Source organism: Pseudomonas hamedanensis, assembly GCF_014268595.2.
In the GTDB taxonomy this organism is placed as follows: Bacteria; Pseudomonadota; Gammaproteobacteria; order Pseudomonadales; family Pseudomonadaceae; genus Aquipseudomonas; species Aquipseudomonas hamedanensis.
Map to the genome: position 1 here is coordinate 5178088 of NZ_CP077091.1, position 23883 is coordinate 5201970.

The 23883-nt window shown below is 58.6% G+C and carries 27 protein-coding genes and 1 tRNA gene; 6 read left to right on the top strand and 22 right to left on the bottom strand.

Translation table 11 applies throughout. The features are described from left to right. Positions 1-72: 72 nt before the first annotated feature. From HU739_RS22635 to HU739_RS22650, 4 genes are all read left to right on the top strand, one after another. Positions 73-1449 carry an L-serine ammonia-lyase gene (locus HU739_RS22635; protein WP_186550576.1) on the top strand — a complete coding sequence of 459 codons (1377 nt, stop codon included), beginning with the start codon at positions 73-75 and terminating at the stop codon, positions 1447-1449. Positions 1450-1490: 41 nt separating this feature from the next. Beyond that, positions 1491-2615 carry a glycine cleavage system aminomethyltransferase GcvT gene (gene gcvT / locus HU739_RS22640; protein ID WP_186550574.1) on the top strand — a complete coding sequence of 375 codons (1125 nt, stop codon included), beginning with the start codon at positions 1491-1493 and terminating at the stop codon, positions 2613-2615. Between the two features lie 404 nt (positions 2616-3019). Next, positions 3020-3232, top strand: coding sequence for a cold-shock protein (locus HU739_RS22645; RefSeq protein ID WP_003175786.1), 213 nt, complete (start codon positions 3020-3022; stop codon positions 3230-3232). Positions 3233-3328: 96 nt separating this feature from the next. After that, on the top strand, positions 3329-3817 hold the full coding sequence (locus HU739_RS22650; RefSeq protein WP_186550572.1) for an RDD family protein: 489 nt from the start codon (positions 3329-3331) through the stop codon (positions 3815-3817). Positions 3818-3997: 180 nt separating this feature from the next. On the opposite strand, the gene nadA is transcribed toward HU739_RS22650, so the two are convergent. From nadA to HU739_RS22745, 19 genes are all read right to left on the bottom strand, one after another. Further along, positions 3998-5056 carry a quinolinate synthase NadA gene (gene nadA, locus HU739_RS22655; protein WP_186550570.1) on the bottom strand — a complete coding sequence of 353 codons (1059 nt, stop codon included), beginning with the start codon at positions 5054-5056 and terminating at the stop codon, positions 3998-4000. 271 nt (positions 5057-5327) lie between these two features. Then, positions 5328-5403 (bottom strand) — tRNA-Lys (locus HU739_RS22660). Positions 5404-5465: 62 nt separating this feature from the next. After that, positions 5466-6158, bottom strand: a complete 693-nt coding sequence (queC, locus tag HU739_RS22665; protein ID WP_186550568.1) for a 7-cyano-7-deazaguanine synthase QueC — start codon at positions 6156-6158, stop codon at positions 5466-5468. A 1-nt stretch (position 6159) separates the two neighbouring features. Then, on the bottom strand, positions 6160-6807 hold the full coding sequence (gene queE / locus HU739_RS22670; protein ID WP_186550566.1) for a 7-carboxy-7-deazaguanine synthase QueE: 648 nt from the start codon (positions 6805-6807) through the stop codon (positions 6160-6162). 166 nt (positions 6808-6973) lie between these two features. Beyond that, positions 6974-7807 carry a tol-pal system protein YbgF gene (ybgF, locus tag HU739_RS22675; protein ID WP_186550564.1) on the bottom strand — a complete coding sequence of 278 codons (834 nt, stop codon included), beginning with the start codon at positions 7805-7807 and terminating at the stop codon, positions 6974-6976. Between the two features lie 6 nt (positions 7808-7813). After that, on the bottom strand, positions 7814-8311 hold the full coding sequence (gene pal / locus HU739_RS22680; protein WP_003178634.1) for a peptidoglycan-associated lipoprotein Pal: 498 nt from the start codon (positions 8309-8311) through the stop codon (positions 7814-7816). Between the two features lie 52 nt (positions 8312-8363). Further along, entirely contained in the window at positions 8364-9644 is a 1281-nt protein-coding gene (tolB, locus tag HU739_RS22685) for a Tol-Pal system beta propeller repeat protein TolB (protein WP_186550673.1), read from the bottom strand. Between the two features lie 17 nt (positions 9645-9661). Further along, the gene (gene tolA, locus HU739_RS22690; protein WP_186550562.1) at positions 9662-10738 is read right to left on the bottom strand and encodes a cell envelope integrity protein TolA; all 1077 of its coding nucleotides are present in this window, start codon (positions 10736-10738) and stop codon (positions 9662-9664) included. After that, positions 10738-11190: a protein TolR gene (gene tolR, locus HU739_RS22695; RefSeq protein ID WP_160767866.1), complete on the bottom strand. Its 453-nt coding sequence runs from the start codon at positions 11188-11190 to the stop codon at positions 10738-10740. The genes tolA and tolR overlap by 1 nt, the downstream gene beginning before the upstream one ends. A gap of 23 nt (positions 11191-11213) precedes the next feature. Next, positions 11214-11909, bottom strand: coding sequence for a protein TolQ (tolQ, locus tag HU739_RS22700; protein ID WP_008080223.1), 696 nt, complete (start codon positions 11907-11909; stop codon positions 11214-11216). Continuing rightward, positions 11899-12366: a tol-pal system-associated acyl-CoA thioesterase gene (gene ybgC, locus HU739_RS22705; RefSeq protein ID WP_186550560.1), complete on the bottom strand. Its 468-nt coding sequence runs from the start codon at positions 12364-12366 to the stop codon at positions 11899-11901. The genes tolQ and ybgC overlap by 11 nt, the downstream gene beginning before the upstream one ends. 127 nt (positions 12367-12493) lie before the next feature. After that, positions 12494-13555: a Holliday junction branch migration DNA helicase RuvB gene (gene ruvB, locus HU739_RS22710; RefSeq protein ID WP_186550558.1), complete on the bottom strand. Its 1062-nt coding sequence runs from the start codon at positions 13553-13555 to the stop codon at positions 12494-12496. After that, on the bottom strand, positions 13556-14164 hold the full coding sequence (gene ruvA / locus HU739_RS22715) for a Holliday junction branch migration protein RuvA (protein WP_186550556.1): 609 nt from the start codon (positions 14162-14164) through the stop codon (positions 13556-13558). Positions 14165-14278: 114 nt separating this feature from the next. Beyond that, positions 14279-14806 carry a crossover junction endodeoxyribonuclease RuvC gene (gene ruvC / locus HU739_RS22720; protein ID WP_016773501.1) on the bottom strand — a complete coding sequence of 176 codons (528 nt, stop codon included), beginning with the start codon at positions 14804-14806 and terminating at the stop codon, positions 14279-14281. Positions 14807-14960: 154 nt separating this feature from the next. Next, entirely contained in the window at positions 14961-15707 is a 747-nt protein-coding gene (locus HU739_RS22725) for a YebC/PmpR family DNA-binding transcriptional regulator (protein WP_034153419.1), read from the bottom strand. A gap of 119 nt (positions 15708-15826) precedes the next feature. Next, positions 15827-17602: an aspartate--tRNA ligase gene (gene aspS / locus HU739_RS22730; protein WP_186550554.1), complete on the bottom strand. Its 1776-nt coding sequence runs from the start codon at positions 17600-17602 to the stop codon at positions 15827-15829. A gap of 99 nt (positions 17603-17701) precedes the next feature. Next, complete coding sequence (locus HU739_RS22735) at positions 17702-17923, bottom strand: FmdB family zinc ribbon protein (RefSeq protein ID WP_016773499.1); 222 nt, start codon at positions 17921-17923, stop codon at positions 17702-17704. A gap of 130 nt (positions 17924-18053) precedes the next feature. Continuing rightward, complete coding sequence (locus HU739_RS22740) at positions 18054-18392, bottom strand: ribbon-helix-helix domain-containing protein (protein ID WP_186550552.1); 339 nt, start codon at positions 18390-18392, stop codon at positions 18054-18056. Positions 18393-18575: 183 nt separating this feature from the next. Continuing rightward, a complete protein-coding gene (locus HU739_RS22745; protein ID WP_007951212.1) occupies positions 18576-19046 on the bottom strand; it encodes a Dps family protein in 471 nt (156 codons plus the stop codon). 311 nt (positions 19047-19357) lie between these two features. Here HU739_RS22745 and HU739_RS26930 point away from each other — a divergent pair, with 311 nt between their 5' ends. Further along, positions 19358-19960, top strand: a complete 603-nt coding sequence (locus tag HU739_RS26930) for a cold-shock protein (protein WP_186550550.1) — start codon at positions 19358-19360, stop codon at positions 19958-19960. A gap of 64 nt (positions 19961-20024) precedes the next feature. Here the strand turns inward: HU739_RS26930 and HU739_RS22755 are convergent, their stop codons facing one another. Both HU739_RS22755 and HU739_RS22760 read right to left on the bottom strand, forming a co-directional pair. Further along, the gene (locus HU739_RS22755) at positions 20025-20231 is read right to left on the bottom strand and encodes a SlyX family protein (RefSeq protein ID WP_186550548.1); all 207 of its coding nucleotides are present in this window, start codon (positions 20229-20231) and stop codon (positions 20025-20027) included. 3 nt (positions 20232-20234) lie between these two features. Then, positions 20235-20660, bottom strand: coding sequence for an HIT family protein (locus HU739_RS22760; RefSeq protein ID WP_186550546.1), 426 nt, complete (start codon positions 20658-20660; stop codon positions 20235-20237). 890 nt (positions 20661-21550) lie between these two features. Here HU739_RS22760 and HU739_RS22765 point away from each other — a divergent pair. Further along, positions 21551-22879: an OprD family porin gene (locus HU739_RS22765; RefSeq protein ID WP_186550544.1), complete on the top strand. Its 1329-nt coding sequence runs from the start codon at positions 21551-21553 to the stop codon at positions 22877-22879. Between the two features lie 117 nt (positions 22880-22996). Here HU739_RS22765 and HU739_RS22770 read toward each other — a convergent pair whose 3' ends face one another. After that, positions 22997-23839 (bottom strand): mechanosensitive ion channel family protein, encoded by an 843-nt coding sequence (locus HU739_RS22770; RefSeq protein WP_186550542.1) that lies wholly within the window; start codon positions 23837-23839, stop codon positions 22997-22999. Between the last annotated feature and the right edge of the window lie 44 nt (positions 23840-23883).

Consider the following 23883-nt stretch of genomic DNA (forward strand, 5'->3'; position numbering starts at 1 on the left):
CACTCCTACAGGGGAATGTGGTCAACCGCACAAACCTGCCAATTCCCATAACAAGAAACCGGAGAACCACTCATGTCGTTAAGCGTGTTCGACCTGTTCAAGATTGGCATCGGTCCCTCCAGTTCCCACACCGTCGGCCCGATGCGCGCGGCTGCGCGTTTCGTCGAGGGTTTGCGCCGGGAAACCCTGCTGACCACCACCGCCAGCGTGCGGGTCGAGCTGTACGGCTCACTCGGCGCCACAGGCAAGGGGCACGGCAGCGACAAAGCCGTGTTGCTCGGTCTTGAAGGCGAGCACCCGGACACGGTCGACACCGAAACCGTCGCCGCGCGGCTGCAGGAAATACGCGGTAACGGTCGGTTGAATCTGCTCGGCGAACACAGCATTGCGTTCAATGAGAAAGAACAGCTGGCGATGATTCGCAAACCATTGGCCTACCACCCCAACGGCATGATCTTTCGCGCCTTCGATGCGGCGGGCATTCAAATCCGCAGCCGCGAGTACTACTCGGTTGGCGGTGGTTTTGTCGTCGACGAAGACGCCGCCGGTGCCGACCGCATCGTCGAAGACGCCACGCCGCTGACCTTCCCGTTCAAAAGCGCCAAGGACTTGCTCGGCCATTGCAGCACTTACGGTCTGTCGATCAGTCAGGTGATGCTGACCAACGAAAGTGCCTGGCGTCCGGAAGCGGAAACCCGCGCCGGTCTGCTGAAAATCTGGCAGGTGATGCAGGATTGCGTCGCCGCCGGCTGCCGTAACGAAGGCATTCTGCCCGGCGGCTTGAAGGTCAAACGCCGCGCGGCGGCGTTGCATCGGCAATTGTGCAAGAACCCGGAATCGGCCTTGCGCGATCCGCTGTCGGTGCTCGATTGGGTCAATCTTTACGCACTCGCCGTCAACGAAGAAAACGCCAACGGCGGGCGCGTGGTTACGGCGCCAACCAACGGTGCGGCCGGGATCATTCCAGCGGTGCTGCATTACTACATGCGGTTTATCCCCGGCGCGAATGACGACGGCGTCGTGCGCTTTTTGCTGACCGCCGCCGCCATCGGCATTCTCTACAAGGAAAACGCCTCGATCTCCGGTGCCGAAGTCGGTTGCCAGGGCGAGGTCGGCGTGGCCTGTTCAATGGCGGCCGGCGCCTTGTGCGAAGTGCTCGGCGGCACTGTGCAGCAGGTCGAGAACGCCGCGGAAATCGGCATGGAACACAACCTCGGCCTGACCTGCGACCCGATTGGCGGCTTGGTGCAGGTGCCGTGCATCGAGCGCAATGCGATGGGCTCGGTGAAAGCAATCAACGCGGTGCGCATGGCCATGCGCGGCGACGGCCAGCACTTCGTCTCCCTCGACAAGGTCATCCGCACCATGCGCCAGACCGGCGCCGACATGAAAAGCAAATACAAGGAAACCGCCCGCGGCGGTCTGGCGGTCAACATTATCGAATGCTGATGCTCGCGCATCGGCGGCTGCACATTTTTCAGGAGTTGAAGATGTCTACCGAATCACTGTCGAAAACCCCGCTCCATGCCCTGCACCTCGAACTGGGCGCGCGCATGGTGCCGTTCGCTGGCTATGACATGCCCGTGCAATACCCGCTCGGGGTGATGAAAGAACACCAGCACACCCGCGAACAGGCCGGGCTGTTTGACGTCTCGCACATGGGGCAGATCCGCCTGACCGGTGCCAACGCCGCCAAAGCCCTGGAAACCCTGGTCCCGGTGGACATCATCGATCTGCCGGTGGGCATGCAGCGTTACGCGATGTTCACCAACGAAACCGGCGGCATCCTCGACGACCTGATGGTCGCCAACCTCGGTAACGACGAGTTGTTTCTGGTAGTCAACGCCGCGTGCAAGGACCAGGACCTGGCGCATCTGCAACAACACATTGGCGCTCAGTGCACCATTAAGGCGCTGTTCGAAGAGCGCGCCTTGCTCGCTCTGCAGGGTCCGGCGGCGGTTACCGTCCTCGCCCGCCTGGCACCCGACGTGGCGAAAATGACATTCATGCAGTTCAACCGTGTGTCGTTGCTGGGCGTGGAGTGCTTTGTCAGCCGTTCGGGCTACACCGGTGAAGACGGTTTTGAAATCTCGGTGCCGGCCGCCGAGGCGGAAAAACTCGCCCGCGCGCTGCTCGCCGAACCCGAAGTCCAGGCCATCGGCCTCGGCGCGCGCGATTCACTGCGTCTGGAAGCCGGCCTGTGCCTGTACGGCCACGACATGAACACCGACACCACGCCGATCGAAGCCAGCCTGCTGTGGGCAATCTCCAAGGCACGCCGCGCCGACGGCCCGCGGGCCGGCGGTTTCCCGGGCGCAGAGCAAATCTTTGCCCAGCAACAGAACGGCGTCGCGCGCAAACGCGTCGGCCTGCTGCCGCAAGAACGTACGCCGGTGCGTGAAGGCGCAGAGATCGTCAACGAGGCCGGCGAAACCATCGGCAGCGTGTGCAGCGGCGGTTTCGGTCCGACCTTGGGCAGCCCTTTGGCGATGGGTTACCTCGACAGCGCCTACGTTGCTCTCGACACACCCGTTTGGGCCATCGTCCGTGGGAAAAAGGTGCAAATGCTTGTAAGCAAAATGCCATTTGTTCCGCAACGCTACTATCGTGGCTGATTGACTGTTTCTATAAGTAACGCGATTGCGTTATGCATGCACTAATGTGTAACGCAATCGCCATAAAACAGTGCGTTTTTTAACAATCGAAACGAATATGAACGTGGCTTATAACGTTTGAAAAAAATAGAACCGAACAATCGTCTAAGGCCACACTAGTGGACTGACTAATTCCCGCCAAGCGCAATAAAACCGGGCCCCTCACAGGGGGTTGTTTTTTCTCCCGAAGTTGGCGTAGAGTTTATCCACTGTGTTTGCATGGGTCAGCTTTGAATCGTGACCTGGGCAGTAGCCTACAAGTTAGCTACATCCCGCTCGACGCCTTCTTACTCCTTGCAACCAGCTCCAGTACTCTTTCATGAGAAAGAGGCTGTCATCAATTTTTGCGTCAAAGGAAATAAGAAATGTCCCAACGTCAGAGCGGTACCGTCAAGTGGTTTAACGACGAGAAAGGTTTTGGTTTTATCACGCCTGAAAGCGGTCCGGATCTGTTCGTGCATTTCCGCGCCATTCAGGGCAACGGCTTCAAAAGCCTGAAAGAAGGCCAGAAGGTGACTTTCGTCGCTGTGCAAGGCCAGAAAGGCATGCAGGCTGACGAAGTACAAGCAGAAGCCTGATCTCAGTAACGAAAAAGCCCCTGATATTGATATCAGGGGCTTTTTTGTGCGCGCGAATCCGTAAAATGGCGCTTCATTTTGCGTCCAGAGGCTGCCATGTCGAAAAACCAGCTCACTCCACAGGGCGACTTTCCCGCCGTTGGCCTTGGCCGTCGACTGGCAGCGGTGTTTTATGACTTCCTGCTTTGCACCGCCCTGCTGATCGTCACCGGATTCGTTTACAAGCTGATCCAGGCCGCGATCATCGGCGAAGAACGCCTGCGGGCGATGACCGATGCCGGGCAGCTTGATGGTGATCCGCTATATTCGACGGTGCTGCTGTTGGTGTTGTTCGGCTTCTTTGCCAAGTTCTGGACACATGGCGGGCAGACGCTGGGCATGCAGGTCTGGGGCATTCGAGTGCAGAACGCTGACGGCACGGCGATCAGCCTGTGGCAGGCGCTGCTGCGGTTTATGGTCTCGATCGCGTCATGGCTGTGCGTTGGGCTGGGATTCTTCTGGTCGCTGTATGACAAGCAGAAGCGCACGTGGCATGACATCTATTCGGATACACGCTTGGTGCGAATCCCGAAAAAGAGCAAATAATTTCCATACCCAAGAGTCCCCCCTGTGGCGAGGGGATTTATCCCCGTTGGGTGGCGAAGCCGCCCCAAAATCAACCACCGCGGTGTATCAGACACACCGCGTGCGCTGCTTTACGACCGCTGCGCAGCCGAACGGGGATAAATCCCCTCGCCACAGGGCTCACTCCTGCAAAGGTTTTGCTCACGCGTTACCAGCCAATTTCATCCGCGCCGCCTGGGTGAAGTCGAGCATGCGCTTCAACGGCCGGATCGCCTGGGGAATCAGCGCCGGATCGACAAAGATCTCGTTGCTGCCTTCCTGCAAGCACTTGAGCGTGCGCTCAAGGGTGTTCATGGCCATCCACGGGCAATGCGCACAACTGCGGCACGCCGCGCCGTTACCGGCAGTAGGTGCCTCGATGAAGACCTTGTCCGGGCACAGCTGCTGCATCTTGTAGAAAATGCCACGGTCGGTCGCCACGATGAAGGTCTTGTTCGGCAGGGTTTGCGCAGCAGCGATCAGTTGGCTGGTGGACCCGACGGCGTCCGCCAGTTCGATCACCGAAGTCGGCGACTCCGGGTGTACCAGGATCGCAGCGTCCGGATACAGCGCCTTCATGTCCTCCAATTGCTTGGACTTGAACTCTTCGTGAACGATGCAGGCACCGTCCCACAGCAGCATGTCGGCGCCGGTCTTGCGCTGAATGTAGGTGCCCAGATGTTTGTCAGGCCCCCAGATGATCGTCTCGCCGTTATCCATCAGGCTCTCGACGATTTCCAGCGCGCAGCTTGAAGTTACCACCCAGTCAGCCCGAGCCTTTACCGCGGCGGAAGTGTTGGCGTAAACCACCACCGTGCGTTCCGGGTGCTGATCGCAGAACGCCGAAAACTCGTCGACCGGGCAACCCAGGTCCAGCGAGCAGGTTGCCTCCAGCGTCGGCATCAGCACGCGTTTTTCCGGGTTGAGGATCTTTGCCGTCTCGCCCATGAATTTGACGCCGGCAACCACAACGGTCTTGGCCGGGTGGGCATTGCCGAAGCGGGCCATTTCGAGGGAGTCGGAGACACAGCCGCCGGTCTCTTCGGCCAGGGCCTGAATCACCGGATCGCAATAAAAGTGAGCCACCAGCACCGCGTCCTGAGCCTTGAGCTCGGCGGCAATGGCAGAACGGTAATAAGCCTCTTCTTCGGCCGTCAGCGGTTTGGGCTGCTTGGCATCGAGGTGGGCTTGAACCAGAAGGCGTTCGGAAATCTGCGTCATGTTCGCAAGACCTGCAGGCGCTTTCGCGCGAAAGTCGAGTATACACCCGGCTCCGGACCGCTTGAGGGTACCGCCGGGAGAGTGAGTGTCATCAGGCACGGACAGCGTTGAAGCTGCGCAAGGCTACAGAATATCCCGTTGATACAAAAGATGATTCTGATCTGTGTCAGGCCGGGTGGCGCTGAAACGAAGGGTGTCTGAAATGCAGGCAAAAAAAAACCCGGAAATCCTCACTTTCGTGGGCCTTCCGGATTTTCTAAACCGCCAAATATGGTGGGTCGTGTGGGATTCGAACCTACGACCAATTGGTTAAAAGCCAACTGCTCTACCAACTGAGCTAACGACCCGCTGTGTGGTGGCGCGTATAATACTGATTTTTAAGGACTATTCAACACCTTTTTGAAAAAAATCAAAAATAAGGGGTTGGATCGCTCACACCCGCCGCTGCAAAGCCTTCTGCGCGCAAGCGGCAGCTGTCGCATTTGCCGCACGCGCGGCCGTCATTGTCGGCCTGATAGCAGGAAACGGTCAGACCGTAGTCGACGCCCAACTTCACGCCGGCCTGGACAATTTGCGCCTTGCTCAGGTTCTGCAAAGGCGCCTGAATGCGGAAGCCATTGCCTTCCACACCAGCCTTGGTCGCCAGATTGGCCATGCGCTCGAACGACTCGATGAACTCGGGGCGGCAATCCGGGTAGCCGGAATAATCGACCGCGTTCACGCCAATGAAGATGTCGCGAGCGCCGAGGACTTCTGCCCAGCCCAGCGCCAGAGACAGGAACACCGTGTTGCGCGCCGGCACGTAGGTCACCGGGATGCCCTCGCCCAGCTCTTCGGGAATGTCGATACTGGTGTCGGTCAGGGCTGAGCCACCCATGCCGTTGAGATTGAGGCCGATCACCTTGTGCTCGACCACACCCAGATCGCGCGCCACCCGAGCGGCAGCGTGCAGTTCGGCGTGGGAACGCTGGCCGTAATCGAAGCTCATGGTGTAGCAGGCGTAGCCTTCAGCGCGGGCCATCGCTACCACGGTGGCCGAGTCAAGACCACCGGACAGCAGGATCACCGCACGTTTTTCGATGGTGTTCAGTTGTTCAGTCATGTCAGCGCCCCGGCTCGTCATTCCAAAGATATTTGTGCAATTGCAATTGCAGGCGTACTGGCAGGTTGTCTGCCACTACCCAGTCCGCCAGATCCCGTGCGTTGAGATCATGGTGACTTGGCGAGAACAGGACTTCGCCGGCACGTTGGTCGAGACCGTACTGAATCAGCTTGGAGACGGCCCAGTCATAGTCTTCCCGCGAGCAAATGACAAACTTCACCTGATCGTTGCGGGTCAGCAGTTCGATATTTTCGTAACGGTTGCGATGGGCTTCTTTGGAGCCCGGCGTCTTCAGATCGACCACACGACTGACGCGCGGATCGACCGCCGAAACGTCGAGGGCGCCACTGGTTTCCAGCGAGACCTCGTAACCCGCATCACACAACTGCTTGAGCAATGGAATGGCGTTCGGCTGCGCCAACGGCTCACCGCCGGTGACGCAAACGTAGCGCGAACGAAACCCGGCCACTTGTTCCAGGATGTCGTCGAGGCTGCGAACGGTGCCGCCGCTGAACGCATAGGCGCTGTCGCAGTATTGGCAACGCAAAGGGCAACCGGTCAGGCGCACGAAAACCGTGGGCAGCCCGGCAGTCCGCGTTTCCCCCTGCAACGAGTAGAAAACTTCGGTGATTCTCAATGTGTCTTGCATAGTCGCCACGGGCGTAACAGCTAAACAGGCTGTCCGCCTCCGTCAGGCACTTCAGGCAATCCCGCCAACGCGTAGACCGCCAGAAGCGTGTTTCAGAAAAAGGGCGTGAATTCTAACGAAAAAACCCGCGACAAGCGCGGGTTTCTTCGTGAAGGGTCAAACAGCCTTACATGCGCTGCAGATCGCGTTGAGCCAACTGCGCGGCGGAAGTCCCCGGATACTGGGCGACCACCTGCTGCAAAATGCCTTTGACCTTGTCGGTATGACCGAGGCGGCGCTCGACATCAGCCAGCTTGTACAGCGAGTCCGGCACTTTGTTGTGCTTGGGATAGAGCTGCGAAACCTTGGCAAAAGCCTGACCGGCGCCTTGCAAATCGCCCTTGGCCAGGTTCACTTCGCCCAACCAGTACTGGGCGTTGCCCGCGTACTGGCTGTTTGGGTACTTGCGCAGGAAAGCGGCGAAAGCCTGGCTGGCCTTGTCGAAATCCTTGGCCTTGATCAGGTCGAAAGCGGCATCGTAATACAGCTTTTCCTTGGCCGGATCAGCCGGTTCGCTACTCGCTGCCGGCGCCTGGGCAGCCGCCCCCGCTCCTGCAGCAGCACCGGCAGCAGCACTTGCATCGCCACCGGTAGAAGAATTCTCTGGAGTCGCGGCTGGTGCAACGCCGGATCCTATGCGCCGATCAAGATCCTGGTATCGCTCCAGGGATTCCTGCTTCATGCGCGCAACCTGATTCTGCAGTTCTTCGATCACGCCTTGCTGGCGCGAGATCTGATCCTGCATCTGTTGCAATTGGTTGAACAGCATGCCTTGTGCCGAGGCAGGGGCCGAAGCCGCTCCCCCGGCATAGGCGCCGTTCGTACCGTAACCCGCAGGCGGATAACTGCTCCCGCTATTGTTATAACCGGAGTTGTCATCGACCACAGGAACCGCAGCCCACGCCGCAAGCGGCGCGAGGCTGAGAGCCAGAACAGTTACAGCACGACGGCACGTTCGCATATCGAATTACTTACGCAGTTCGACGCGACGGTTCTGGGCCCAGGACTGCTCGTCGTTGCCGGTAGCAACTGGACGCTCTTCGCCGTAGGAAACCAGTTCCAGCTGAGCTGGGGAAACGCCTTGCAGTACCAGGTAGCGCTGAACGGCTTTCGCACGACGCTCGCCCAGTGCCATGTTGTACTCACGAGTACCACGTTCGTCGGTGTTGCCTTCCAGAACAACGCGAGCGCCGTTTGCTTTCAGGTCTTTGGCGTGAACGTCCAGAGCGCGCATGGCTTCTGGCTTCAGGTCCGAGCTGTCGTATTCGAAGTAGAAGGTGGTGATTGCGCGCAGAGCAGCTTCTTCGCTCAGGGAACCGTCAACGGCACCAGTGTTTGCGCCGTAACCAGCGTTTGGATCAACAGCGCCTTCACCGGCGTTGTCGCCGCCTTTGGACGAGCAACCTACAGCTACAGCCATGGCCAGAGCCAGCGCAGCAAATTTACCAAACTTCAGCATTTCCATCGTGAAACTCCTAATGAACCCCAGTGTGTTAAGTAAAACGTGTAGCGCCGCGTCAGTTCAGGTAAGGGGACCAGGACGGTTCTCTGACTTCGCCTTGAGCGGTAGGAAGCGGGAGCCTCACGCGTCCATTAATGGACACGAGCATCAAGACTCCCCGGCCCTGCTGGCGGGTGGCGTAGATTACCATGGTGCCGTTGGGCGCAACAGTAGGTGACTCGTCCAGAGTGCTATCAGTGAGGATCTTTACACTGCCTCGCTGCAGATCCTGAGCTGCCACCTTGAAATTGGTGAAGCCATCCTGACGGTGGATCATCACCAAAGTCTTTTCATCGGCCGAGAGTTTAGGGTTGGCGTTGTAGTTGCCTACGAACGTCACACGCTCGGCACCACCGCCACTGGCGCTGGTTTTGTAGATCTGTGGTTTGCCGCCACGGTCGGAGGTGAAATAGATGGTCGAGCCATCCTTGCCCCAGTACGGTTCGGTGTTGATGCCAGGGCCTGCGGTGACGCGGGTGATCTGACGCGAACCGAGGTTCATCACGTAGATGTCCGGGTTACCGTCCTTGGACAGCACGAACGCCAGGCGATTGCCGTCCGGCGACCAGGCTGGCGCACCGTTCAGGCCTTCGAAGTTGGTGATCTGCTCACGGCGACCGGTATCAATGTTCTGCATGAAGATACGTGGGCGCTTCTGCTCGAACGACACGTAGGCGATACGCTTGCCATCCGGTGCGAAACGCGGCGACAGGATCGGCTCGCGCGATTGCAGCAGAGTTACGGCGCGTGCACCGTCATAGTCCGAACGCTGCAGGGTATAGCGGGTGTTCTTCTCGGAGAACCGCTCGGCCGTCACGTACAGCAGACGGGTCGAAAACGCGCCTTTGATACCGGTGAGCTTTTCAAACGACTGGTCGGAGATGTAGTGCGCCATGTCGCGCAGCTGTTCGGTGGTACCGGAAACGCTGCCATCGGCCACTTTCTGTTCGGTAGCAACGTTGAACAGTGCCCACTGCACCTGCAGGCGACCGCCCGCTGGAACAATGCTGCCGACCATCATGTATTGCGCACCGACAGCCTTCCAGTCACGGAAGATGATTTCGCTCGGCTGGCTTGGCTGGCTGATCATGTTCTGCTTTGGAATCGGCGAGTAGTAGCCCGAGTTGCGCAGGTCATTGCCAATGATTTCAGCCATGTCGTCCGGCAGGACGGCACCGCCCTGGAAGCCGAACGGTACAACGGCGATCGGGGTGGCCCGATCGCTGCCGCTGGTGACCAGAATGTTCTTTTCATCCGCCATCGCGATCCCTGCCATGCAGCAGATCACGATCAGCATTCCTCGAAGAAGGTTTCTCACAAGGCTAAATCCTCAGGTGTGAATGTCATCTTGAACGAACGATACGGAGCGAAATCGCTCGGCTTCATTCCCTGCATTTCTGTCAAACGTCCAATATTCTTGACCGCCGCCACTGCCGAAGCATCGAACGGACCGTCGCCACTGGATTTGGCCACGCTGACCGAGGTCACCGTGCCGTCCGGCAACATGCCGATTTGCAGCACGACCGTCATGCCTTTGCGTGCCGAAGGAGGACGCGCCCACCCTTCTGCCGCTCGTGCCCGAATCAGGTCATCGAAACTGCCCGCGACTTCGTCGCCCTGCTCATCGGCCAGGGCCTGCTGGCGCTGCGGCGTATCGGAAAGCAAATCTGCCAGGGCCTGAGCCTTTTTGTCTTCGGCGGATTTACGTGCTGCTTCCTGCGCTTTCTTCTTCGCAGCATCGGCAGCGGCTTTCTTCTTCGCGTCCTCGGCGACTTTCTTCTTCGCCTCGTCAGCTTCAGCTTTCTTCTTGGCGTCTTCGGCGGCTTTCTTCTTCGCGTCTTCGACGATCTTCTTCTTGGCTTCTTCGGCAGCGGCTTTCTTGGCCTCTTCCTCGGCAGCCTTCTTCGCTTCGTCTTCGGCTTTCTTCTTGGCTATATCAGCCAATTGTTTCTCTTCAGCCTTTTTGGCCTCGGCTTTCTTCGCGTCGTCGGCTTTCTTGGCTTCATCCGCCTTTTTCGCTTCGTCCGCTTTTTTCGCCTCGTCGGCCTTCTTGGCTTCCTCGGCCTTTTGAGCCGATTCCTCTTTCTTTTGTTCCGCCGCCTTCACCGCTTCCTGCTCGATCTTTTTCTGTTCCATCTGTTCGACTTCAGTCTGGCGCGCGGCGGATTTCTTCGCCTCACCCGCAATCTTCTGATTGGTCTGGGTGGTCGCCTGACTTTTTGATTTCAGCTGGTACAGAGTCGCCTGGACGATCGGCTTGGCCGGCGGCAGTTCCGGCGTGAAGGCAAAGCTGACGAACAGCATGCCGAACACCAGCACGTGCAGGACAATTGCCAGAACACTAGGCCAGAAGTAGCTTTCCGAGGCGGACGGCTCTCGCTGTTGCTGCATCAGGGGGCCTCGGTAATCAGACCAACGTTACCGACCCCGGCTTTCTGCAACCCGCCCATGGCACCCATGACGGCGCCGTAGTCGACAGTCTTGTCGCCACGAATGAACACCTGGGTACGTTTGCCGCCCTCGGTGCCGGCGCGAATGATCTTGGTCACCGCGTCCGTCATTTGCGGCAGGGTCATGGCCCTGTCCTGTTGCTTCTCGGTGTCGACTTCGCTGCCAAGGTTCCAGTAATAGGTCTTGTCAGCCTTGATCGAAATGGTCAGGACCTGAGTGTTGTTGTCCTGCGGCAAGGCTTCGCTGGAAACCTTGGGCAGATCAACTTTCACGCCCTGATTGAGCATCGGCGCAGTCACCATGAAGATGACCAGCAGCACCAACATCACGTCGATGTAAGGCACCACGTTCATCTCGGCGACCGGCTTGCGCTTTTTGCGAGCTCGAGCGATTAAAGCCATCGGGAAATACCTGCTTATTCTTCGCTGGTGTGCACTTTGCGGTGCAGGATCGCCTGGAATTCATCGGCGAAGGTGTAGTAACGGCCCAGCAAGGTTTCGCTGCGAGCAGCAAAACGGTTGTAAGCGATGACCGCCGGGATCGCGGCGAACAGGCCGATCGCGGTGGCGATCAGGGCTTCGGCGATACCCGGGGCCACGGTGGCCAGGGTCGCTTGCTGGGCACTGGCCAGGCCGCGGAAGGAGTTCATGATGCCCCACACGGTACCGAACAGGCCGATGTACGGGCTGACCGAACCGACAGTGGCGAGGAACGGCAGGCTCTGCTCGAGCTTCTCTTCTTCCCGGGAGATAGCCACGCGCATGGCACGGGCCACACCTTCCATCACCGCTTCAGGATCGACCCCTGGCTGCTGACGCAGGCGGGAGAATTCCTTGAAACCGGCACGAAAAATCTGCTCGACGCCCGAATCCGGATCCGGGTTGCTGCCCGCCTGACGGTACAGCTTGGACAGGTCGATACCCGACCAGAAGCGCTCCTCGAAGCTCTCCAGGGCGCGTCGACCGGCACGCAGCAAGTTGCTGCGCTGAAAGATCATGATCCATGAGGTCACCGATGCGGCCACCAGAGTCAACATTACCAACTGCACCACGATGCTGGCATTGCTGACCAGGCTCCACATGGAGGAATGGTCGACGACGTTAGCTTCCACGCTTTATCTCCTGCTTTGAGTGTGTACCCGGGCCGACCGCGTCGGCGAAGGCCGCACGCAGGTCTTCGGGAAGGGCCCGGGGTTTCAAACTGTCGGTGCGCACGCAGGCCACCAAAAACTGCCCTTCACAGAGCAGCACATTATCCGTGGCCCGCCTGACCTGCTGTTTGAAGCGCAGGCTGGCACGGTTCAATTCGGTTACATCAGCGCTTACCAGCAGTTCGTCGTCCAGTCGCGCCGGCGCGTGGTAGCGCGCTTCGCTGGAGTGCACGACGAACAACAGGTCCTCTCCGGCAAGCTGCGATTGGGCAAAGCCCAGTTCGCGAAGCCGCTCGGTTCGAGCCCGTTCCATAAACTTGAGGTAATTAACGTAATACACGATGCCGCCCGCATCGGTGTCTTCGTAATAAACGCGACAACGATGTGCGAACGGCCCAAGCCCGTTTTGCGCGCGCATACTCTAGTGCTTACTCCTCAGGTTGCCAATCCGGCCAGGCAACTGTTTTTCATTGATTCGAGGCTTTACCGTAAAAGTACCGTCGTCTGACAGTACAAACCCTGAATAAATCGACAGCAAATGTGTATCAGTCGTCCGCAGCATCGAGAAACTCGTCTGCCACGGGCATTTCGCCCATTCGTGACGGAATGTTTAAACCGAAATGCAGATAGGCATGCCGCGTCACCACCCTGCCCCGCGGCGTGCGCATGATGTAGCCCTGTTGAATCAGATACGGTTCCAGCACGTCTTCGATGGTATGGCGCTCTTCGCTGATTGCGGCGGCGAGACTGTCGATCCCGACCGGCCCGCCATCGAACTTCTCGATCATGGTCAGCAGCAGACGCCGGTCCTGATGATCGAAACCGTGTTCATCGACATCCAGCAGGTTCAACGCCAGGTCCGCCACCGCTTTGGTGATGTGGCCCTTGGCGCGGACTTCAGCGAAGTCGCGCACTCGACGCAGCAGGCGGTTGGCGATCCGTGGCGTACCCCGGGCGCGACGAGCGATCTCGAACGCCCCCTCCGGATCGAGCGGCAAACCAAGAATGGCCGCCGAACGACTGACAATCGTCGCCAGATCCGCCGTGCTGTAGAACTCAAGGCGCTGGACGATACCGAAACGGTCACGCAGCGGGTTGGTCAGCATGCCGGCGCGGGTGGTCGCGCCGACCAGGGTGAACGGTGGCAGATCCAGTTTGATCGAGCGTGCTGCCGGCCCTTCGCCGATCATGATGTCGAGCTGAAAGTCTTCCATCGCCGGGTACAGCACTTCTTCCACGATCGGCGACAGACGATGGATTTCGTCGATGAACAACACGTCGTGCGGCTCAAGGTTGGTCAGCAATGCCGCCAGATCACCCGGACGCTCAAGCACCGGCCCCGAGGTGCTCTTGATCGACACGCCCATTTCCTGCGCGATGATATTGGCCAGGGTCGTTTTGCCCAGCCCCGGCGGACCAAAGATCAGCGTGTGATCCAACGATTCGCTACGGCCGCGAGCGGCCTGGATGAACAGCTCCATCTGCTCGCGCACGGTCGGCTGGCCAATGTAATCGGCCAGGCTGACCGGACGAATCGCCCGGTCCTGGACTTCTTCGCGTTCGCGCGGGCTGTGCGCGGCGGCAATCAGACGATCAGCTTCAATCACTTAAATCATTCCCTTCAGGGCGCGGCGGATCATGTCTTCACTGCTCAGGTTTTTCTCTTTGATCGCGGAAATCGCCTTGCTCGCTTCCTGCGGCTTATAGCCCAGGGAAATCAGTGCGCTGACCGCATCGTTCTCGGCGGTATTGACCGGCGCCGGGCCGTCCGGCTGATTCGGCACCAGCGCAAACATCGCCGGCGAGGTTTCCCAAGCCTTGAAGCGATCCTTGAGCTCGACCAACAGACGCTCGGCGGTCTTCTTGCCGACGCCCGGCACCTTGGTCAGCGCCGACGTGTCCTGGGACTGCACGCAACGAATCAGCTCATCGACTTCCAGGCTCGACATCAGCGCCAGCGCCAGTTTCGGCCCGACCCCATTGAGACGGATCAACTCACGGAAAAAGTCTCGCTCACGCTTGCCGGCAAAGCCATAGAGCAACTGCGCGTCTTCGCGTACGACCAAGTGGGTATGCAGGGTCAGCGGTTCACCGACCGACGGCAGACGATAAAGGGTGGTCATGGGCACTTCCAGCTCATAGCCAAGGCCGTTTACATCCAGAATCAGGTGCGGCGGCTGTTTCTCAGCCAGGGTGCCGCGCAAGCGTCCAATCACGTTTTGAATCCTTGAGCGCTGGCCAGCCGTGGGCTGGCGACGATTGAATAGGGCTTGCGCGCCGACAACACAGGCATCGAAAAGCCACTTTCAGGAAAATTGATGCTGATGCTATCAGAGACGCAGGCGCCCGCCACGACTGCGTGCGGTTCCCAAGCCGTGCGGTAACAGGCTGGAACGGGTGTGTGCGTGACAAATGGCAATAGCGAGGGCATCCGAGGCATCGATTTGCGGTTTGCTGGTCAGCTTGAGCATGTGCATGACCATCATTTGCACCTGCTCTTTATTGGCAGCACCGGTGCCGACCACGGCCTGCTTGACCTGCGTGGCGGTGTATTCGGCGATTTCCAGGCATTCTTCTGCGCCGGCAACAATCGCTGCGCCGCGCGCCTGACCCAGCTTAAGCGCCGAGTCGGCGTTCTTCGCCATGAAGACCTTCTCGATGCCCATGGTCACCGGGCCATAGGTCTTGATGATCTCGCGCACGCCGCGATAGACGATTTGCAGACGCTCATGCAGCTCGCCGGACCCGGTGCGAATACAGCCCGAGGCCACATAGATGCAGCCGCCCCGCCCGGTATCGCGAACGATCCCGTAACCGGTGATGCGCGAACCGGGGTCGATACCAAGAATTAGAGTCATAACGCCTGCAGATTCATAAAAACGATTTACCTGACACCCATTACAAATGTGGGAGCGAGCCTGCTCGCGAAGGCGATATGTCAGCAGATACAGGTGCTGAATGACACACCGCTTTCGCGAGCAGGCTCGCTCCCACAGGAAGACTAGTCGCTAATCAGCCGAGCTGGGCGGCCACGTCTTCGGGGATATCCGCGTTGGAATAGACGTTCTGCACGTCATCCAGGTCTTCAAGCATGTCGATCAGCTTGAGCACTTTCTCCGCACCTTCCAGATCCAGTTCGGCGCTGGTGGTCGGCTGCATGACGATTTCCGCGTCATCACCTTTGAATCCAGCGGCTTCCAGTGCATTACGCACCGCATAGAAGCTGGTGAAGGAGGTGAACACGTCGATCGAACCGTCTTCGTGCGTAACCACGTCATCGGCATCGGCTTCCAGCGCCGCTTCGGTCAGTGCGTCTTCATCGACGCCTGGCGCAAAGCTGATCTGACCCTTGCGCTCGAACAGATACGCCACCGAACCGTCAGTGCCCAGGTTTCCGCCACACTTGCTGAAAGCGTGGCGCACCGCGGCGGCGGTACGGTTGCGGTTGTCGGTCATGCACTCGACCATCACCGCCACGCCGCCCGGGCCGTAACCTTCGTAGGTCAGCTCTTCGACGTTGTCGGCCTCGGTGGCACCGGCACCGCGCGCCACGGCGCGGTCGATGATGTCACGGCTCATGTTGGCGCTCAGCGCCTTGTCCAGGGCCAGACGCAAACGCGGGTTGGAACCCGGATCGCCGCCGCCCTGCCGGGCCGCAACGGTCAGTTCACGGATCCACTTGGTGAAGATCTTGCCCCTCTTGGCATCCTGACGTTCTTTGCGGTGCTTGATGTTTGCCCACTTGGAATGACCTGCCATAACTCGCTCCGAATTCTCTTTGAAACCTTGCCCGCCCAGCTTGTGAAGGGCCAGCAATTAAAAAATCTCGACCTGAGAAAGAAAAAAGGCGCATCCGAAGATGCGCCTTCAGGCCCGTCTTACTCAGCCTTTGGCGTTTCGCGCAAACGAATGTGCAGCTCGCGCAATGCCTTGGCGTCCACCACGCCCGGTGCTTGCGTCATCACGTCGGCAGCACTCTGGGTTTTCGGGAAGGCGATCACTTCGCGGATCGACTGGGCGCCGGTCATCAGCATTACCAGACGGTCCAGACCGAAGGCCAGACCACCGTGCGGCGGTGCACCGTATTTCAGCGCGTCGAGCAGGAAGCCGAATTTCTCTTCCTGTTCCGCTTCATTGATGCCCAGCAGACGGAATACCGCTTGCTGCATTTCCTTGCGGTGGATACGGATCGAACCGCCGCCCAGCTCAGTACCGTTCAACACCATGTCGTACGCGCGGGACAGCGCGCCGGCCGGGTTGGCTTCGAGTTCTTGCGGCGAGCACTTCGGCGCGGTGAACGGGTGGTGCAGTGCGGAGAAGCTGCCGTCGTCGTTCTCTTCGAACATCGGGAAGTCGACGACCCACATCGGCGCCCACTCGCAGGTCAGCAGCTTGAGGTCGTGACCGAGCTTGATGCGCAGCGCGCCCAGGGCTTCGCTGACGATCTTGGCCTTGTCGGCACCGAAGAACACGATGTCGCCATCGACTGCGCCAACACGATCGAGGATCACGTTGAGCTTGTCTTCAGGGATGTTTTTCACGATCGGCGATTGCAGACCCTCAACACCGGCCGCACGCTCGTTGACCTTGATGTACGCCAGGCCCTTGGCACCGTAGATGCCGACGAACTTGGTGTAATCGTCGATCTGCTTGCGCGGCATGCTCGCCCCGCCAGGAACGCGCAGTGCGGCGATACGGCATTTCGGGTCGTTGGCCGGACCGCTGAACACTTTGAAGTCGACTTCTTTCAACTGGTCGGCAACGTCAACCAGTTCCAGCGGGATACGCAGGTCCGGCTTGTCCGAACCGTAGCGGCGCATGGCTTCTTCAAAGGTCATGTGCGGGAATTCACCGAACTCCAGACCCAGCACCTCCTTGAACAGGTTGCGGATCATTTGTTCGGTCAGGCCCATGATCTCTTTTTCATCGAGGAAGCTGGTCTCGATGTCGATCTGGGTGAATTCCGGCTGACGGTCGGCACGCAGGTCTTCGTCGCGGAAGCACTTGGCGATCTGGTAGTAACGGTCGAAACCGGCCACCATCAGCAGTTGCTTGAACAGTTGCGGCGATTGCGGCAGGGCGAAGAACGAACCGGCGTGGGTGCGGCTCGGCACCAGATAGTCACGCGCACCTTCAGGAGTGGCACGGGTCAGGATCGGCGTTTCGACGTCGAGGAAGCCGTTCTCGTCGAGGAAGCGACGAATGCTGGTGGTCATGCGCGAACGCAGGCGCAGCTTCTCGGCCATTTCCGGACGACGCAGGTCGAGGAAGCGATAGCGCAGACGGGTTTCTTCGCCGACGTCGGAGTATTCGTTGAGCGGGAACGGCGGGGTTTCCGACTCGTTCAACACTTCCAGTTCATAACCCAGCACTTCGATCATGCCCGAGGCCATGTTGGCGTTGGTGGCGCCGGCCGGACGCAGGCGCACCTTGCCGGTGATTTTCACGACGTACTCACTGCGCACGCGATCGGCAGCGGCGAAGCTCTCGGCGCGATCCGGATCGAATACCACCTGGGCCAGACCATCACGATCACGGATATCGAGGAAAATCACCCCGCCGTGGTCGCGGCGACGGTGAACCCATCCGCAAAGGGTAATTTCCTGGCCATCCAGGCTTTCGTTCAGTTGGCCGCAATAGTGGCTGCGCATCATGATAATGGTTCGCTTCTCGTCATTCGATATTCGGTGGAGATTCCGGCGCACTGAGGCGGTGCGGAAACTCACGCGTGTCGTTCGTCCAGGGATTGAACCCTAGTCAGCTTTGTCGCCACCGGCCAGGTTCTTCTTGGCTCCGGTCTTGAAATCGGTCTCGTACCAACCGTTGCCGCTGAGGCGAAAACCCGGCATGGACAGCTGCTTCTTCAGTTCGGGCGCCTGGCAGGCCGGGCAGTCGACCAGCGGTGCGTCACTGATCTTTTGGATGGCTTCCAACTGATGACCACAGGAAGCACATTGGTAATCGTACATCGGCATGGAGGTGTCTCGGCGATCAGGTTGCCGCCGCGCGCGGGGCTTTGCGGCGAAAGGGCGGGATTATATCGATTAAATGCCGCCTGTGCAGCCGTAAGACTGCACAGGCGGCGGCCTCGTTTGCAACCGTCGCTCAGGGCGAATCGGTCGGCGTCGCTTGCCGGACGCCATTCATGACACACACCACCCGCACCAGCGCGCTGAAATTCTTCACCCCGCCATGGCGAAGATGCACTTCACGGTCGACGTGGGACAGCAGCGAGCTGATCGAACAGCAATTGTCTGCGGCCATGTTACCGAGGATGTTCCAGTAAACCTGCTCCAGCCGCAGGCAGGTCGCATAACCGTTCAGCCGCACGGATCGGGACAATGGCTGAATCAATGCCATGTCGAATTCGTGGATGAACGGATCGACTTTCAATTCATGTGGCAAGCCGACAACCCTGTCGCCTCGCCTGTCTCCTTCTACCATATCGCTGACACTCCTTTGCCATCTCTGCTTGTTTGAAAAGTCACATCCTGTGGCTTTCATAAAAGCGCAGACACAAAGTTATATCCAGACGACTAATTGACCGTCACCGTAGGATAAGCCGACGACACAGGTAAGATTGCGGACAGCGCGCGAGCCATGAACCTGATGGCCCGCGCGCCCGGCTTACGCTTCCAGCAGTGCGCGCAGCATCCACGCGGTCTTCTCGTGCACCTGCATGCGCTGGGTCAGCAGGTCAGCGGTCGGCTCGTCACTGACCTTGTCGAGCAGCGGGAAGATGCCCCGCGCGGTGCGAGTCACCGCTTCCTGACCTTCAACCAATTGCTTGATCATGTCCTCGGCGCTCGGTACGCCCTCCTCTTCCTTGATGGAAGAAAGACGGGCGTAGGTGGCATAGGCGCCCGGTGCCGGGAAGCCCAGCGCGCGGATACGCTCGGCGATCGAGTCCACCGCCAGCGCCAGTTCGTTGTATTGCTCCTCGAACATCAGGTGCAGGGTGCGGAACATCGGACCGGTGACGTTCCAGTGGAAGTTATGGGTTTTCAGGTACAGCACGTAAGTGTCCGACAGCAGGCGTGACAGCCCTTCGACGATGGACTTGCGGTCTTCTTCACTGATACCGATATCGATTGCCATGTTTACCCCCTAAAGGCGATTGAATTCATCCAACAGGTGCAGACCCACTCTAGCAAGACTGCCGGCAGCCTGCCGACCCCAAACGGCAAACAGGCTGCGACAAATCGACCGACAGCGTGCCATTGGCCGGGCTGATTTGAGTAGCCGCAGGCTTTGCTGTTAAATAGGCAGTGTGTCGCCATGCCCCATTTTCCGGGGTGTTGCGCATAGGCTGATGCCGTGAACGTGTCCACCGCCTCTTATTTTGTTCCGAAGCGAACCGTGCGCCTTCAGCTCTTCCTTGTGAGCCGTCATAACGTGAGCCAATCAAAATGTTGAAAATCGTCCACCTGCTAATGGGCGCAGCAGCCTTGCTGCTGTCGTTCATACCCAGCCTGAAATCCGAAGCCGTTCCTTACCTGCAACAACCCGATGCACTTTACCTGGCCTTTTTCGGCCTGCTGAACCTGGTCATTGCTCCGGTGATTCCTTACTGGAATAAAGGCCCGCGCCAGCATCTGCAAAACCTGGTCAGCGCGCTGCTGGTACTGACCGTCGTCCTGCAAACCCTGACCCTGATCGCGCCGATGCCCGTCATCGCCGGCCAGCCTGCGGTGTTGTTCAGTCTGTTGATCGCCGTGGTTGCCGTGGTGCTGCACCTGGCCGTCAGCTTCTACAAGTCGTCGCCGGCGGCCGCGCCGACCCATTACGACATGAGCAACCGCGATACCGGCACCGTGAAGTGGTTCAACACCTCGAAGGGTTTCGGGTTTATCTCCCGGGATTCCGGTGATGATATTTTCGTGCACTTTCGCGCCATCCGTGGCGAAGGCCACCGCGTTCTGGTTGAAGGCCAGCGCGTCGAGTTCTCGGTGATGAACCGCGACAAAGGCCTGCAAGCCGAGGACGTCATCGCCGCCTTGCCGCGCCGCTGATCCAAGGCAAAAAAAACCGCGAGCAGCCTGGCTGTTCGCGGTTTTTTTATGCCTGTCGAATGGATCAATAATGCGGCGGCGGCGCGTCTTCTTCAAAAGCACCGAACTGCCCGACCATTTCCTCCTGACGCTTGAGCAGCGCTTGCATCTGCAACTGCAGACGCTCAACCACTCGCTGCTGGGCCACCAGCACATCGTTCAATGCCTGAATGGTGTCGTCCTGAAAGGCCATGCGGCTTTCCAGATCGGTAACGCGTTGTTCCAGGCTCATGACTCAGCCCTCCACAAAAGTGAATTCTTCGGTCAGCACCAGACGCAGGCGTTCGCGAATGGCCGCTACCTGTTCTGCGCTGTACGGTTTGGCCGCATGCCTGCCCCAGACCGGCGCCGGCCAAGCGGCATCGTCCCGCTTGCGCACGATGACATGCATATGTAACTGACTGACAACGTTGCCCAACGTCGCGACGTTCAGTTTGTCGGCGTCGAACGAATCCTTCAGCAGTTCGGCCAGCGCGGTGGTCTCCTGCCAAAGCTGCTGCTGGTCAGCGACATCCAATTGAAACAACTCACTGATATCGTCGCGACGAGGCACCAGGATAAACCACGGGTAGTTCGAGTCGTTGGACAACAACAGCCGGCAGAGCGGGAAGTCGCCGATGACCAGCGTGTCCTGTTGAAGTCGTGAATCTAAAGCAAACACAGTGTGTACTCCCGGCTGATCCTTTAACTCAGCTTAGCGGTCGCTCCCAAGAAGCGGCGCACCAAGCGACTGAACGGCAGCATACCTGCGAACGCAGCGACCTTCACCTCAACCGCACCCTCAAATCGCCGATGCCCCGACATGAAACATTTATCTCAGCAGCGCACCAACACGAGCCTTACCTTAAGTTTCGACTTGAGAAACAGGACGGAAATCCTTGAGGCGCGCCACCTTGGATCCCTCTCCGCCAGATTAACTCAGAGTCAGCTGTGATTTTTTTGCACCAAAACCGCACATCACGTCTACGCTCACTGGGTCGGGCATCCGCCAAATACTCACTGCGGGGTGAACCGGTAACGTTTTGGGTTGTCATGCGCGCCTTTGGTGCGCTGCAACACCATTGTGGGAACGCCGTCAAGCCCACGACAAAAACAGGCCAGAGGCCCCGTTTTCACAAGGTTTTCACATATGCGGGCGCAGCGCAGAAAAATAACCGCAGCGGTTTTGCGGTTTGTGCACGCTTGTTGCATTCATAACCGTATGGACTATAAGCGCACTGCTGGAAGCGGTCGCCCAAGTCCCATAAGAACAGTGGCAGGGTTGCCCGATGGAGATTCAAGTGTTTTGCCAGGGACTCTTTTTTACCGATGCAAAAAGGCCCAGAAACAGCGATAAAGTTGTCAGTCCGGCTGCATCGGTACTGTGAATTTGCGACATCCACCGCTTCCTTTGCGACAACCGCGTAAAGAAGCTGAAAGGTTGGTTTCGCAAGTATCGCCAACATTGTCGGCGTGATATAAGTTTGCGCCGACACAAAAAGAAAGAGCCGCCCAGATAATAAAACAGGTGGGACGGCAGTACTCTTCTAAAAACCAAAGGAGCAAATCACGATGCGCGTGATGAAGTGGAGCATGATCGCACTGGCAGTTGCAGCAGCCGCCAGTTCTCAGTTGGCTACGGCCGCCCCGTTTGTAAGTGATCAGTCTGAAGCCAAAGGCTTCGTTGAAGACGCCAAAGCCGATCTGTTGATCCGCAACTATTACTTCAACCGTGATAACAAGAATGGCGGCAACGACCAGAAAGACTGGACCCAGGGTATCTGGGGTAACTTCAGCTCTGGTTACACCCAAGGCACCGTAGGCGTGGGCATTGACGCCTTCGGCTACCTGGCAATCAAACTCGACGGTGGCGATGGCACCGGCGGCACCGGCAACATGAGCCGCGACGCCGATGGCGAAGTTAACGACAGCCAGGGCAAAGCCGGCGCTGCCGTCAAGTTCCGCGTATCGAAAACCGAGCTGAAAGTCGGTGACATGCAGCCGAGCACCTCTCCTGTGTTCGCTGTCGGTGGCTCCCGCATCCTTCCGCAAACTGCCAGCGGCTTCCAGCTGCAGAGCAGCGAGATCAAGGATCTTGATCTGGAAGCCGGTCACTTCTACTCCGGTACCAGCCAGGACCGTAACTCCCGCGAAGGTGGCCTGTACGCCAACTACGCTGGCGTTGAAGCCAACACCATCGACTACTTCGGCGGCAAATACGGCATCACCGAAAACCTGAGCGCCTCGCTCTACGGTGCCAAGCTCGAAGACATCTGGAACCAGTACTACGCCAACGTCAACCTCACCACGCCTTTCAGTGGTGACACTTCGTTGAACACCGACTTCAACATCTACCGCACCACTGACACCGGTGATGCGAAAGCCGGCGATATCAGCAACACCACGTTCTCCCTGGCGACCGCTCTTTCGTTCCTGAAAGCGCACACCATTACCCTGGGCTTCCAGAAGGTCAACGGTGACACCCCGTTCGACTACATCGGCGTCGGCAAGAACAACCGTGGTGGCGACTCGATTTTCCTCGCCAACTCGATCCAGTACTCTGACTTCAACGGTCCGAACGAGAAATCCGCTCAGATCCGTTACGACATCAAGATGGCCGAGTACGGCGTTCCAGGTCTGAGCTTCATGACCCGTTACGTGAAAGGTTGGGACATCGACGGCACCCACACCCCTTCGGGCAGCGCCTACGCTGGCCTGTATGGCGAAGATGGCAAGCACAACGAAACCAACCTGGAAGCCAAGTACGTTGTTCAGTCTGGCCCAGCAAAAGACCTCTCCTTCCGCATTCGTCAAGCATGGCACCAGGCTAACGCTGACCAGGGCGAAGGCGACATCAAAGAGTTCCGTCTGATCGTCGACTACCCGCTGTCGCTGTTGTAATCGCATCCAGTTAGTTTGCGATAACAAATAAAAAGGCCCATCTCAGGATGGGCCTTTTTTATTGTTGCTGCGTTCACCCGCATTGACTGCCAGGTCAGGCAGTTAATTAGCAACCTATCATTTAGTTGCCGGTTCCTGCATTACACGAATAACGCGCTGCGGAAAAGGAATATCAATTCCTGCAGCCTTCAAACGATCGCGCGATAGTTCATTGAACATGAACATCACATCCCAGTAATCGGCAGTTTTAACCCACACACGCAGGGAAACCGTGATCGAACTGTCGCCCAGTGTCGAAATCACCGCTTGTGGCTCAGGGTCCTGCAGCACGCGCTCGTCTTTGGCCAGGTCCAGCAGCACCTGCCGGGCCTTCTGCAGATCCGCCTCGTAATCGACACCGACATCGAACACAACCTTGCGGGTCGGCTGACGGTTGGTGTTGGTGATGATGCCGTTCGACAGATTGCCGTTGGGCAGGATGATGGTCTTGTTGTCGCCGGTACGCAGCACCGTGTGGAAGATCTGAATGCTGTCGACGGTGCCCGCCACGCCCTGTGCTTCAATCCAGTCGCCGATACGGAACGGACGGAACAACAGAATCAGCACGCCGCCGGCGAAATTCGCCAGGCTACCTTGCAGCGCCAGGCCAATGGCGAGACCGGCAGCACCGATGGCGGCAACGAACGAGGTGGTTTCCACGCCGATCATCGAGGCGACGCTGACAATCAGCAGCACCTTGAGAATGATGTTCGCCAGGCTGCTGATAAAGCCTTGCAGCGCCAGGTCGGCATTGCGCAGGGCCAGCAGGCCGCCGAGTTTTTGCGTGACCTTGTTGATCAGCCACCAGCCGATGGCCAGGGTAATCACCGCCAGCAGCACGCGGCTGCCGTATTCCATGATCATCGGGATCCACGCCTGGGATGCCTTGACCAGGTTGTCCACTTCAGCATTCAAGTCCATGTTCCATCTCCTGATTTTCCCCTTCCCGGGGGATACACAAAATA